Source organism: Methylobacterium ajmalii (assembly GCF_036448855.1).
GTDB lineage: Bacteria > Pseudomonadota > Alphaproteobacteria > Rhizobiales > Beijerinckiaceae > Methylobacterium > Methylobacterium ajmalii.
On record NZ_JAZFXT010000022.1, the window covers coordinates 25,005 to 37,030 of the forward strand.

A 12,026-nucleotide genomic window follows, 5' to 3' on the forward strand; every position below is an offset into this window, starting at 1 on the left:
TCAGCGCTGTTCGGTCGAGGCGGGAGCGGGGTGGGACCCCGCCGACGCCACCGTGGTGGTCTCGAACGGCACCACCGCGACCTGGGTGCCGGCGACGATCTTCTGGAAGCCCTCGGCGACGACCCGGTCGCCCTCCTTCAGCCCGTCGCGGATCACCCACTGGCCCTCGACCACCGGGCCGACCTCGACCGGCTGGAGCATCACCTTCTGGTCGGGACCGACGAGCCAGACCTGGGCGCGGCCGTCGTTGGAGCGGTGGACCGCCTGCTGCGGCACCGCGATGGCGTCGGAATCGATGCCCTGCTTGATGCGCGCGCGGACATACATGCCGGGGAAGAGCTCGCCGTGGGGGTTGGGCACCACGGCGCGCAGCGTCACCTGGCCGGTGCTCGGATCGGCGGTCACGTCGGAGAACAGCAGGCGGCCGGGCTCGGGGTAGAGCGAGCCGTCGTCCATGATGACCCGCACGCTCGCGACGTCGGCGGCGAGGCGGTCGAGCTCGCCGCTGGCGAGATCCCGGCGCAGCTTGTTCAGCTCGCCGACCGACTGGGTGATGTCGACGTAGATCGGGTCGAGCTGCTGGATCGTCGCGAGGTTGCTGGCGCCGCCCTGCTCGACGAGCGCGCCCTCGGTGACCAGCGCCCGGCCGATCCGGCCCGAGATCGGCGCCCGCACGTCCGTATAGCCGAGGTTGAGCTGGGCCCGGTCGCGGGCCGCCTTGGCGCCGGCGACCTCGGCCTCGGCCTGCTTCTGGGCCGCGAAGGCAGCGTCGTACTGGGCCTGGCTCGCGGTCTGGCGGGACAGCAGGGTCTCCAGGCGCTCGGCTTGCTGGCGGGTCAGCACCAGGGCGGCCTCGGCCTTGGCGAGCGCTGCCTCGGCGCTGGCGAGGTCGGCGCGGAACGGCATCGGGTCGATCTTGTAGAGGATGTCGCCCTCCTTGACCTGGCTGCCCTGCTCGAAGGTGCGCTTGGTGACGAGGCCGGCGACCCGGGCCCGGACCTCGGCGATGCGGGTCGGCGCGGCGCGGCCCGGCAGGTCGCGCTCGTAGGGGATCGGCTGGTGCTTGACCGTCACGATCGAGACCTCCGGCGGCGCGGCCGGCGCCGTGGGCGCGGCGGCCTGCTGGGCCGGCTTGCAGGCGGCGAGCCCGAGGAGGAGGGCGGTCGCTCCGAGGAGGAGGCGGCGGCTTTGGATCACGGGCGGTCTTTCCTGCGCGGTTTGCGGAAGCGGCCGGGGCGCGTGGCGCCGCCGGGCGTCCGGGCATAGGGTCGGGCGGGGCTCGCGGTGGCGCGGGCCTGGGATACGCGCTTCGGCGCAGCTGCCACGCGGCAGCGGCGGGCCCCGAGGCTCGCAAGATTCCGAGGCGGAGATGTGACGATGCGTCGGCTTCCGTTAAGGAAGGCGAAGGACGGCCGTCAGGCGCGGTCTTTCGGCGGGCGCTCGGGCAGGGCGGCGCGGGCCTGGACCAGGGCGCCGAGGCGCCGCGGCGGCATCAGTGTGGCGGCACCCGCCGCCGGCTTCTCGGCCGGGCAGGCGAGGTTCGTGCTCGCCGCGCCGCCGTCGTCCGGGCGGGGATTGTCGACGCCGCCCGCCGTGAGCGTGCAGGCCGGGCTCTTCACCCAATGCGCGTGGAGCGCCGCCATCGGCGAGGCGCCGTGGCTGGCGCGCAGGACCGGTTCGGGACGGCCGGCCGCCGCATCCGCCGCGGACACCGCCAGGAGGGCGAGGCCGAGGCCGAGGAAGGCGGTCGCGCAGAGACGCGCGAGAGATGTCCAGAGACGAACGGTCACAGAGCGAGACAGTGGGGGTTCCGGCCGCACCGCACAAGACGCCGCGACATTCTGTCAGGTCCGGGTCCCGGCCCGCCGGGGGCTTGATCGATCCGGCGCGTCGCCGTACCGATTTTTCGAAATCACGACCCGGGAGAGAGACCATGAGCGCGGTGCGGGACGTCTACATCTGCGATTACGTGCGCACGCCGATCGGCCGCTACGGCGGCGCGCTCGCGCGCGTGCGGGCCGACGACCTCGCCGCCGTGCCGCTCACCGAGCTCGCGCGCCGCACCCCCTCGCTCAAGGAGGCGGTCGAGGAGGTGTTTCTCGGCTGCGCCAACCAGGCCGGCGAGGACAACCGCAACGTCGCCCGCATGGCGCTCCTGCTCGCCGACTATCCCGAGCGGGTGGCCGGCCTGACGCTCAACCGGCTCTGCGCCTCCGGCCTCGACGCGGTGGGTACGGCAGCGCGCGCGATCCGGGCCGGCGACCTCGACCTCGCGGTGGCGGGCGGCGTCGAATCGATGACCCGGGCGCCCTTCGTGATGGGCAAGAGCGAGGGCGCGTTCCAGCGCCAGGCCGAGATCCACGACACCACGATCGGCTGGCGCTTCGTCAACCCGGTGCTCAAAGCTCAGTACGGCGTCGATTCGATGCCGGAGACCGCCGAGAACGTCGCCGAGGATTATCAGATCGGCCGCGCCGACCAGGACGCCTTCGCGCTGCGCTCGCAGCAGCGCGCGACCCGGGCGCAAGCCGACGGCACCTTCGCCCGTGAGATCGTCGCGGTCGAGATTCCCGACCGCAAGGGCGGCCACGTCAAGGTCGAGCGCGACGAGCATCCCCGGGCCGACACCACCGCGGAGGGCCTCGCCAAGCTGAAGCCCTTCTTGAAGAAGGACGGCACGGTGACCGCCGGCAACGCGTCCGGCGTCAACGACGGCGCCGCCGCCCTGGTGCTCGCCACCCGCGAGGCGGCCGAGCGCCACGGCCTCACCCCGATCGCCAAGGTGCTGGGCCTCGCCTCGGCCGGCGTGCCGCCCCGCGTAATGGGCATCGGCCCGATCCCCGCCGTCGAGCGCTTGTGCGCGCGCCTCGGCCTCAAGCCGTCCGACTTCGACGCGATCGAGCTCAACGAGGCCTTCGCCTCGCAGGCCCTGGCCTGCCTGCGCGGCCTCGGCCTGCCGGACGACGCCGACCACGTGAACCCGCATGGCGGCGCCATCGCGCTCGGCCATCCGCTCGGCATGTCGGGGGCGCGGATCGCCGGCAGCGTCGCGCTCCAGCTCGCCCGCAGCGGCGGCCGGCTCGGCCTCGCCACGATGTGCGTCGGCGTCGGCCAGGGCGTCGCGCTCGCGGTCGAGCGGGTCGGCTGACCCACCGTCCTCCGCGGCGGGGCGCCGCAGGCCGCCCCGCCGCCCCTGGGGGCAGGCGGACCGTCCCCTCCGAAACCCACCGCGCATCCCGCACTGCACCATGGCGGGGCCGGGCGGCATGGGATAAGCATGGGCGTTCTCGCTTGTCCCAAGGAACCGCCCGGACGCCGTCCCCCGCGCCCCGCGGAGCACGTCGCCGGAGCGTCAACGATCGCATGAGCCGCCACATCCTCCCTCCCGGTCCCGCCCTCTCGCCGCCCGGACGAAGCGCCCGCTTCGCCGTCCGGTCTCGGTGAGGTCCGCGATGCCGAACAGAACCGGATCGCGCCCGAGCGCCGACGCCCCCGAGGCCGACGAGCCCGAGGCGGGCGACGCCGAGGCCGAGTTCCTGACGGTCCTCGGCCAGCGCGTGCGCACCATGCGCGCCGTGCGGGCGATGTCGCGCAAGGTGCTGTCGCAGACCTCCGGCCTGTCCGAGCGCTACATCGCGCAGCTCGAGGGCGGGCAGGGCAACGTCTCGATCATCCTCCTGCGCCGCGTCGCCATCGCGATGGGCGTGCGGCTCGAGGATCTGATCGCCGCGGTCGAGAGCCCGCCGGACTGGCCGGTGGTGCGCGACCTCCTGGAAAAGGCGGGGGCCGAGCAGATCTCCGAGGCCAAGCGCGTCCTGTCGGGCGCGGCGGCCCCGGGGGAGGGCCCGACGCAGCGCGTGGCGCTCATCGGCCTGCGCGGGGCCGGCAAGTCGACCCTCGGGCGCATCCTCGCCGAGCGGATGGGCTGGACGTTCGTCGAGCTCAACCGCGAGATCGAGCGAGAGAACGGCCTGTCGGTGGCGGAGATCTTCGCGATCTACGGCCAGGAGACCTATCGCCGGCTCGAGCAGGGCGCCCTGCGCCAGCTCGCCGAGCGGCCGGGCCCGATGGTGCTGGCGACCGGCGGCGGCATCGTCGCCGAGCCGGTCACCTACGACCTGCTGCTGTCCTCGTTCTTCACCGTCTGGCTCAAGGCGCGGCCCGAGGAGCACATCCACCGGGTGCGCGAGCAGGCGGCCAAGGGCCTCGCCCAGGCGCGGATGCCCGACAGCGACAACGCCCTGCGGGAGATCCGGGCGGTGCTGATGAGCCGCGAGCCGCTCTACGCCCGTGCCCGGGCGGTGATCGACACCGCCGACCACACCGTGGCCGAGACCGCCGGCGAGCTGACCGGCCTCGTCGAGGGCTATCTCGGCGGGAACGCGCGGCGCGGGATCTGAGGCGCCCGCGCCACGGACGGGCGGTCGCCGGAAAATCGCCGGCGAGACCGGCCGCCACACGCATTCTGGCCGCAAATGAGTCGGCAGGGTCGCCGTGACGCACGAGAGTTCATGGCGGGGTCGAGGAGCACGATGGAGAGTTCGAACCGGGCCGGGAGCTACGACGCGCCGGAGAACGCGGCGGGCCAGGTGGTCGAGGCGGCGCATTTCTCCGCCATCCGCAGCGTCCGCACCGAGGCCGAGGCGCTCCTGACGCTGGCCCGCGCCCTCGACCACGAGCTGAAGGCCGGGTTCGGCGCCGCCGTCGCGGCGATCCACGACATCCCGGGCCGGGTGATCGTGTCGGGCATCGGCAAGAGCGGCCATATCGGCCGCAAGATCGCCTCGACGCTCGCCTCGACGGGCACGCCGGCCTCGTTCATCCATCCGAGCGAGGCCAGCCACGGCGACCTCGGCATGATCACCCAGCAGGACATCGTCATCGCCCTGTCCTGGTCGGGCGAGACGACCGAGCTCGGCGACCTGATCAGCTTCGCGAAGCGCTTCGCCGTGACGCTGATCGGCATGACCTCGAACCCCGACAGCACGCTCGGCCAGGCCGCCGACATCCTGCTGCCGCTGCCGCTCGTCAAGGAAGCCTGCCCGCACAACCTGGCGCCGACCTCATCGAGCGTGATCCAGCTGGCGCTCGGCGACGCGCTGGCGGTGGCGCTCCTGGAGCGCCGCGGCTTCTCGGCCAGCGACTTCAAGGTCTTCCACCCCGGCGGCAAGCTCGCGGCCCGGCTCAAGACCGTGGCCCAGCTGATGCACGCGGGCGAGGAGATGCCGCTGGTGCCCCGCGGCGTCCGGGTCTCCGAGGCGTTGATCGCCGTGATGGGCAAGCGCTTCGGCTGCGCCGGCATCGTGGACGAGGGCGGCCGGCTCGTCGGCATGTTCACCGACGGCGACATGCGCCGCCACATGAGCCGGGGCGTCGGCCACAGCGACCTCCTCGACCGCCGCGTCGAGGAGATCATGACGCCCAAGCCGATCACCACCACCCCCGGCACCTTCGCCAGCGCCGCCCTGGAGCTGATGAACCGGACCCAGATCACCGCGCTGTTCGCCGTGGATCGCGGGCGCCCGGTCGGCATCCTGCACATCCACGACATCCTTCGGGCCGGTGTGGTCTGAGGGCGGCTCGCGCGGTCCTGCGAGCCCTGCACCCTGTCCGGGTCTACCGCCCGGGCAGGCGCGAGAGCGTCCGCACGCCGACCCAGCCCCAATAGACCCGGTGATGGGCGATGAGCCCGCCGGACACGTCGATCATCTCCAGCAGGTCGATCTGATCGCCGTCGGGCGCCTGGCGCGGGTATTCCCACGCCAGTTGCCGCCCGTCGGAGAAGTAGGTGCTGGTGCGATACCAGCGGCCCAGGCCGTTCTGCGGCGAGCGGAACCCACGATCGAAGAAATCCCTGATCGCGATGCTCCCCTTGAGGATGCCGGTACCGCCCTCGGGCAGGGCCGCCCAGACCAGCGGGCTCTCGAAAACGGCATCGTCGGCATAGAGCGCCATCAATCCTTCGATGTCGCGACGCACGACGGTGTCGTGCCACTGTGCGTGGATGTGACGGATGGCGGCGTCCAGGCTCATGGCCGATCCTCGCCGGCGCGGTCGGTGGCCGGGTGCCGGACGCTAGCCCCACGCGCCCCGCACATGCTTCGGCGTCGGCCGAACCGTCAGTACGGCACCCCACCCCGCCGCTTGTCCCGCAGCGCCTCGGCGTACCACGCCAGCTCGTCGAGGAAGCGCCCGGTCGGGCGTTCCAGCCAGGGCTGGAGCGGGCGGCCCTCCTCGTCCAGTGCCTTGTGCACCTCGGGGATCGGCAGCAGCGAGGGGATGCTCGGGGTGCCGAGTTCGCCCAGCATGGCGCGCAGCTGCATCGCCGCCCGCACACCGCCGTAGCGGCCGGCCGAGTAGCAGACGATCGCCGAGGGCTTCCAGAAATACTCTTCCAGGAAGTGGTCGAGGGTGTTCGACAGGGCCGGCGGGATGCTGTGGTTGTACTCCGCCGACACGACGACGAGCCCGTCGGCGCGTCGATGGAGGGCGGCGAGACGCTCCAGCGGCTCCGGCGCCTCGCCCGCCGGGTATTCCTTGTACATCCGCTCCAGGAGCGGCAGGCCGAGCTCGGCCGGGTCGACCAGCGGCGCCTCGTGACCGCGGGATTCGAGGGTCTGGACGAGGTAGCGGGCGGCGCGCAGGCCGTTGCGCCCCGGGCGAACCGAACCGAGGACGACCGGGAACACGAGCGACATGGCGGAACTCCGGGAAGCGAGGGCGCTCCCCGGAGCCTACACCGTCTCGGCAGGATCTCACATCATCCCGAGCATCCGCGGCAGCCACAGCGAGATCGCCGGGACGTAGGTGACGACCACGAGGAAGATCAGCATGGTGAGGAGCCAGGGCCAGACCGCGATGGTCAGCTCCGTGATGCCCATGCGGGTGATGCCCGAGGCCACGTAGAGGTTGAGGCCGACCGGCGGGTGGCACATGCCGACCTCCATGTTGACCACGATCAGGATGCCGAAATGCACCGGGTCGATGCCGAGCTTGGCGGCGATCGGAAAGAGGATCGGCGCCATGATCAGCACGATGGAGGACGGCTCCATCACGTTGCCGGCGACGAGCAGCAGGATGTTGACGATCAGCAGGAACACCACCCAGTTGAGGCCCGCCCCGGTGATCCAGCTCGCCATCGCCTGCGGGATCTGCTCGCTCGTCATCAGGAACGAGAACAGGACCGCGTTGGTGATGATGTAGAGCAGCATCGCGCTCATGTTGGCCGAATCGAGCAGCACCCGCGGTACGTCGCGCCAGGTGAGGTCCCGGTAGACGAACAGCGCGATGACGAAGGCGTAGACCGCGCTGACCGCCGCCGCCTCGGTCGGCGTGAAGGCGCCGCTGTAGATGCCGCCCAGCACCAGCACGATCAGCAGCAGGCCCCAGACCGACTTGCGGAACGCGACCCAGCGCTCGCGCCAGCTCGCCTTCGGCATGCGCGGGTAGCCGAACTTGCGCGCCCGGTACCAGGTGGTGAAGCCGAGCAGAGCGGCCAGCATCAGGCCCGGGATCACCCCGGCGACGAACAGGGTCGAGATCGACGCCGAGGAGACGCGCTGGCCGTCGGGCCCGGTCACCACCGCACCGCTGGTGGCCACCGAGTACATCACCATGACGATCGAGGGCGGGATCAGGATCCCGAGCGCCCCCGAGGTGGTGATGACCCCGGCGCCGAAGCGCTTGGGGAACCCCTGCGCCACCATGGCGGGCAGGATGATCGAGCCGATCGCCACCACGGTGGCCGGGCTCGAGCCCGAGATGGCGGCAAACAGCGCGCAGGCCATCACGCCGGCCAGCCCCAGGCCGCCGTGCCAATGGCCGACCATCGACGTGGCGAAGTTGATCATCCGCCGGGCGACGCCGCCATGGGTGAGGAAGTTGCCCGACAGGATGAAGAACGGGATCGCCATGATCTCGAAGTTCTCGATTCCCGTGAACAGCTTGAGCGCCACCGCCTCGATCGGCACGGTGGTCATGGTGAACAGGAAGGTGAGCACCGAGAGGCCGAGCGCGATCGAGATCGGCATCCCGGTGAGCATCAGGGCGATGAGCAGCCCGAAGATGATGGCGGCGTTCATCGGGCAGGGCCTCCGGTGCGGGCTTCGTCGGCCAGGTCCTGTGCCGCGTGCGGGCTCTCGACCACGCCCTCGACGTGGCCGGGATCGTGGTGGGGCAGCTCGCCGGTGCGCCAGAAGCTCCAGGCGACCTGGAGGAAGCGGAAGCACATCAGGTAGGAGCCGAGCGGGATCGCCAGATAGACGACCCAGCTCGGGATCTCGAGGTCCGGGGTGGTCTGGTCGGTGTCGACGAGGCCGTAGACGAAGCGGGCCCCCATCGTGCCGACGATGGCGGTGAAGAGCGCGCCGCAGAGGAGGCCGAACAGCACGACCCGGTCGCGCCAGGCGGGGGGCAGCTGGTTCACCGCCACGTCGACGCCGACATGGATGCCGGTGCGCACGCCGTAGGCCGCGCCGAACTTCGCCATCCAGACGAACATGTAGATGCACAGCTCCTGGGCCCAGGAGAGGTGGATCGCCGTGGTGATGGGGTAGAGCGCGTCGATGCCGGATGCGTAGCGGTGGACCACCGCGACGAAGATCAGCAGCGTCGCGCCCGCCATCAGGCTCGCGATCAGGATCTCCTCGAGACGGTCGAGGATGCGCAGGGGATGCATGGGGTCTCCCGGAGGCGGCAAGGGGCGCGAGGAGCGGCGTGGGATGGGGTGTCAGGACCGGCCGGCGTCCGGCCAGGGGAAGCGGATGTTGCCGTCGCGCAGGCCCGCCAGCACGACCTCGACCCCGCCGGACTTCACCATCCATTCGAGCCGGTGGTCGCGGTATTCCCGGCGCCGCCCGCCGGTGGTGTAGAGCTCGGAGGCCTCCGCCATCCGGGCCGCCGCCGCGTCGAACTCCCGGAAGGTCTCGGCGACCGAGGGGCGCTCGCGGATCCGGGCGTGCCAGCGGGCGAGCGGGCTGCCGTCGGCGGGTCCGAGGCCGTAATGGACCGAGCGGTTGACCATCGGGGCCGCCGCAGCGTCGGCCCAGCCGAAGACCTCGCCCCCGAACCACGGCGCGTCGCCGAGGCGGGCGGCCAGCCAGCCCTGCAGCACCGCCGTCTGCGCCGCGGCCTCCGCCCGCAGGCGGTCGGCCAGCGCTCCGGTGGCGCGGCGGAACCACAGGATCTCGCCGAACCCCCAGTTCACCGCCTCGTACTGGGTGTCGCAGATCTCCTCGGTCATGCGGGCGAGGGCACGCTTGGCCGGGTCGCGCGGCAGCAGGGCCGGCTCGGGCCAGCGCTCCTCGACGTATTCGAGGATCACGGTCGATTCGAAGATGCTCAGCGCGCCGTCGACCAGCACCGGCACCTCGGTGCGCGGATTGGCCTGCGCGAAGGGGCCGTCGCTGCGGCCGGTGCCGAAGCTCTCGGGCAGTTCGGCGGCGAAGGCCACGCCCTTCTCGCGCAGGGCGATCTTGACCTTCTGCGCATAGGACGAGAGCGGGTGCTCGTAGAGCAGCATGACGTCGGTTCCCCCCGGAGCCGTTTCGTTCGTTTGCGCCACCTTCGCACACGGCAGCCTGGCAGGTGAAGCAGACGGGGCGGCCGAGGCGGAAAAACTTGGACACACGGCGCCGCCCGGGCTGTCCGGCGCCATGTTTGCCTGCATATGACGGGGCGGCCGCGCCGGCCGAGATGCACCCGAACCGCGCCGAGGACGATTCCATGCGACTTCCCCGCACCCTCCGGGCCGCCTGCCTCCTCGTCGCCACCGCCTTCGCCGCTCCGGCCGCGGCGGCGGAGCCCATGACGGTGTTCGCGGCGGCGAGCCTGAAGAACGCCCTCGACGAGGCCGGAAAGGCGTTCACGGCCGAGAGCGGCATCCCGGTGCGGGCGAGCTACGCCGCCTCCTCGGCCCTGGCGCGCCAGATCGAGCAGGGCGCGCCGGCCGACCTCTTCGCCTCGGCCGACCTCGAATGGATGGACTACCTCGCTGCCCGCAGGCTGATCCGGCCCGAGACCCGGGTGGACCTCCTCGGCAACCGCCTGGTCGTGGTGGCGCCGAAGGACGCGACGGTCGCCGAGGCGGCGTTCACGCCGGACTGGTTCTCCCGGGCGCTCGGTCCCGACGGGCGGCTCGCCACCGGGGAGGTCAGCTCGGTGCCGGTCGGCAAGTACGCCAAGGCGGCGTTCGAGACGCTGGGGCTCTGGACGCAGCTCCAGCCGCGGCTCGCCCAGGCCGACAACGTCCGGGCGGCCCTGGCGCTGGTCTCGCGCGGCGAGGCGCCGCTCGGCGTCGTCTACGAGAGCGACGCGCGGTCGGATCCCGGCGTGAAGGTGGTGGGCGTGTTCCCGAAGGACAGCCACAAGCCGGTGATCTACCCCTTCGCGGTGACCGCCGAGGCGAAGGGCGAGGGCGGCGCGCGCTTCCTCGCCTACCTGCGGAGCAAGGCCGCCCGGCGCTTCTTCGAGGCGCAGGGCTTCACGATGATCGGGGAGGGTGCGTCGCAGTAGGACGCCCCGCGCGCGGTCACGCGAGCTGGAAGCCGAAGGCCAGGGGATCGCGCTCGTCGACCAGGATGGTGTTGTGCCCGATCACCCGGGCCCAGCCGCCGATGCTCGGGCGGATGGCGGCATGCCCGCCGACCTCCGCCGTGCCCTCGACCCGGCCGTGGAACAGCGTGCCGATGATGCTCTCGTGCACGAAGTCGTCACCGACCTTCAGGAGTCCCTTGGCGGTCCTCTGAGCCATCCGGGCCGAGGTGCCGGTGCCGCAGGGCGAGCGGTCGATGCCCTTGTCGCCGTAGAACACCGCGTTGCGGGCATGCGCCTGCGGGTGCCTGGCCCGGTCGGCCCACATGACGTGGCTGAGGCCCTGAATGCGCGGATCCTCCGGGTGGACCGGCGCCACCGCCTGCTGCACCGCCTGGCGCACGAGCGGGCTGAGCGTCAGGATCTCCGCGGAGGTCATGGCGTCGAGCCCGGGCCATCCCGGTTGCGGCTCGACGATGGCGTAGAAGTTGCCCCCGTACGAGACGTCGACGGTGAGCGGCCCGAGGCCCGGCACCTCCACCCGCACGTCCGCCGCGTGCAGGTAGCTCGGGATGTTGTAGAGGCGGACCTCCTCGACGAAGCGACCGTCGCGGCGGTACTCGACCTCGATCCGGCCGGCCGGCACCTCGAGGGCGAGGCGCCCTTCGGTGCGCGGCACGACGAAGCCCTGCTCCAGCGCCACCGTGACGGTGCCGATCGTGCCGTGGCCGCACATCGGCAGGCAGCCCGAGACCTCGATGAACAGGACCCCGAGGTCGCAATCCTCCCGCGACGGCGGATAGAGGATCGAGCCCGACATCGCGTCGTGGCCGCGCGGCTCGAACATCAGGGCCCGGCGCACCCAGTCGTGCTCGGCGACGAAGATCTGCCGCTTCTCGCCCATCGACACGTTGGGCAGGACCGGCGCTCCACCGGCGACCACCCGCACCGGATTGCCGCAGGTATGGGCGTCGACGCACAGGAAGGTGTGGGGGTGCATGACGGGGCGGTCTCCGGGCTCGGAATCCTGGCGCGAACGCTCCTTCGTCGCAGAAATCGCCTCGGCAGCCTAGGTGCGCCGCCCATCGAAATCCTTCACTACCGCCACCCGGCCGGCGGCGCGGCGGATCGGGTGGTACACGCGGTCGGTCTGGTTGGTGACTGCGGTCACCCGGCCCTCGCCGTCGCGATTTAGAGCGCCTAACAGAATCGCCTGATCTTGCGGAGGGTGATGAGGCTGGCTTGCAGGAGCGTGAAAGCCTCGTAGATGTCGGCGCGCCGCTCGTAGCGGACGGGCAAGCGGCGGGCACGGTTGAACCAGGCGTGGCTGCGCTCGACCACCCAGCGATGCCGCCCGAGCCTGTCACTACTCTCGATACCGCGCCGGGCAATCCGCGGTCTGATCCCGCGTGCCCGGCACTCCCGACGCCGCGCTCTGGCATCATAGGCCTTGTCGGCGTGCAGCTTGTCGGGGCGCTGGCGGGGGCGTCCACGCC

General features: G+C 71.9%; 13 protein-coding genes. 4 read left to right on the forward strand and 9 right to left on the reverse strand.

Annotated features, from left to right (window positions below; genetic code table 11):
- Positions 1–1,194 carry an efflux RND transporter periplasmic adaptor subunit gene (locus V3T34_RS08880; RefSeq protein ID WP_060849254.1) on the reverse strand — a complete coding sequence of 398 codons (1,194 nt, stop codon included), beginning with the start codon at positions 1,192–1,194 and terminating at the stop codon, positions 1–3.
- Between the two features lie 221 nt (positions 1,195–1,415).
- Positions 1,416–1,790, reverse strand: a complete 375-nt coding sequence (locus V3T34_RS08885; protein WP_060846300.1) for a hypothetical protein — start codon at positions 1,788–1,790, stop codon at positions 1,416–1,418.
- A gap of 152 nt (positions 1,791–1,942) precedes the next feature.
- On the opposite strand from V3T34_RS08885, the gene pcaF reads away from it, so the two are divergent.
- The 3 genes from pcaF (at position 1,943) to V3T34_RS08900 (ending at position 5,573) form a co-directional block, all read left to right on the forward strand.
- Positions 1,943–3,148: a 3-oxoadipyl-CoA thiolase gene (gene pcaF / locus V3T34_RS08890; RefSeq protein WP_305079124.1), complete on the forward strand. Its 1,206-nt coding sequence runs from the start codon at positions 1,943–1,945 to the stop codon at positions 3,146–3,148.
- 304 nt (positions 3,149–3,452) lie between these two features.
- Positions 3,453–4,400 carry a helix-turn-helix transcriptional regulator gene (locus V3T34_RS08895; RefSeq protein ID WP_305079116.1) on the forward strand — a complete coding sequence of 316 codons (948 nt, stop codon included), beginning with the start codon at positions 3,453–3,455 and terminating at the stop codon, positions 4,398–4,400.
- A gap of 132 nt (positions 4,401–4,532) precedes the next feature.
- Positions 4,533–5,573, forward strand: coding sequence for a KpsF/GutQ family sugar-phosphate isomerase (locus V3T34_RS08900; RefSeq protein WP_060846298.1), 1,041 nt, complete (start codon positions 4,533–4,535; stop codon positions 5,571–5,573).
- Between the two features lie 43 nt (positions 5,574–5,616).
- Here the strand turns inward: V3T34_RS08900 and V3T34_RS08905 are convergent, their stop codons facing one another.
- The 5 genes from V3T34_RS08905 to V3T34_RS08925 form a co-directional block, all read right to left on the reverse strand.
- Positions 5,617–6,033 carry a nuclear transport factor 2 family protein gene (locus tag V3T34_RS08905; protein ID WP_305079117.1) on the reverse strand — a complete coding sequence of 139 codons (417 nt, stop codon included), beginning with the start codon at positions 6,031–6,033 and terminating at the stop codon, positions 5,617–5,619.
- An 86-nt stretch (positions 6,034–6,119) separates the two neighbouring features.
- The gene (locus V3T34_RS08910) at positions 6,120–6,698 is read right to left on the reverse strand and encodes an NADPH-dependent FMN reductase (RefSeq protein ID WP_305079118.1); all 579 of its coding nucleotides are present in this window, start codon (positions 6,696–6,698) and stop codon (positions 6,120–6,122) included.
- A 57-nt stretch (positions 6,699–6,755) separates the two neighbouring features.
- Entirely contained in the window at positions 6,756–8,081 is a 1,326-nt protein-coding gene (locus tag V3T34_RS08915) for a TRAP transporter large permease (RefSeq protein WP_060846295.1), read from the reverse strand.
- On the reverse strand, positions 8,078–8,677 hold the full coding sequence (locus tag V3T34_RS08920; protein WP_060846294.1) for a TRAP transporter small permease: 600 nt from the start codon (positions 8,675–8,677) through the stop codon (positions 8,078–8,080). The genes V3T34_RS08915 and V3T34_RS08920 overlap by 4 nt, the downstream gene beginning before the upstream one ends.
- 51 nt (positions 8,678–8,728) lie before the next feature.
- Positions 8,729–9,520, reverse strand: a complete 792-nt coding sequence (locus V3T34_RS08925; RefSeq protein WP_305079119.1) for a glutathione S-transferase family protein — start codon at positions 9,518–9,520, stop codon at positions 8,729–8,731.
- 203 nt (positions 9,521–9,723) lie between these two features.
- Between V3T34_RS08925 and modA the strand changes: the two genes are divergently transcribed.
- Positions 9,724–10,512, forward strand: a complete 789-nt coding sequence (gene modA, locus V3T34_RS08930) for a molybdate ABC transporter substrate-binding protein (protein WP_305079120.1) — start codon at positions 9,724–9,726, stop codon at positions 10,510–10,512.
- 16 nt (positions 10,513–10,528) lie between these two features.
- Here modA and V3T34_RS08935 read toward each other — a convergent pair whose 3' ends face one another.
- A complete protein-coding gene (locus V3T34_RS08935) occupies positions 10,529–11,530 on the reverse strand; it encodes a 4-hydroxyproline epimerase (protein WP_091886445.1) in 1,002 nt (333 codons plus the stop codon).
- Between the two features lie 200 nt (positions 11,531–11,730).
- Positions 11,731–12,026: transposase (locus tag V3T34_RS08940; protein WP_331369148.1), on the reverse strand; the 296-nt coding region annotated here is incomplete at its 5' end.

Coding starts and splice junctions, on each gene's coding strand:
- V3T34_RS08920 (WP_060846294.1), bottom strand. CDS start 8,677: ATGCATCCCCTGCGCATCCTCGACCGTCTCGAGGAGATCCTGATCGCG.
- V3T34_RS08915 (WP_060846295.1), bottom strand. CDS start 8,081: ATGAACGCCGCCATCATCTTCGGGCTGCTCATCGCCCTGATGCTCACC.
- V3T34_RS08910 (WP_305079118.1), bottom strand. CDS start 6,698: ATGTCGCTCGTGTTCCCGGTCGTCCTCGGTTCGGTTCGCCCGGGGCGC.
- V3T34_RS08935 (WP_091886445.1), bottom strand. CDS start 11,530: ATGCACCCCCACACCTTCCTGTGCGTCGACGCCCATACCTGCGGCAAT.
- V3T34_RS08895 (WP_305079116.1), top strand. CDS start 3,453: ATGCCGAACAGAACCGGATCGCGCCCGAGCGCCGACGCCCCCGAGGCC.
- V3T34_RS08905 (WP_305079117.1), bottom strand. CDS start 6,033: ATGAGCCTGGACGCCGCCATCCGTCACATCCACGCACAGTGGCACGAC.
- V3T34_RS08925 (WP_305079119.1), bottom strand. CDS start 9,520: ATGCTGCTCTACGAGCACCCGCTCTCGTCCTATGCGCAGAAGGTCAAG.
- V3T34_RS08900 (WP_060846298.1), top strand. CDS start 4,533: ATGGAGAGTTCGAACCGGGCCGGGAGCTACGACGCGCCGGAGAACGCG.
- modA (WP_305079120.1), top strand. CDS start 9,724: ATGCGACTTCCCCGCACCCTCCGGGCCGCCTGCCTCCTCGTCGCCACC.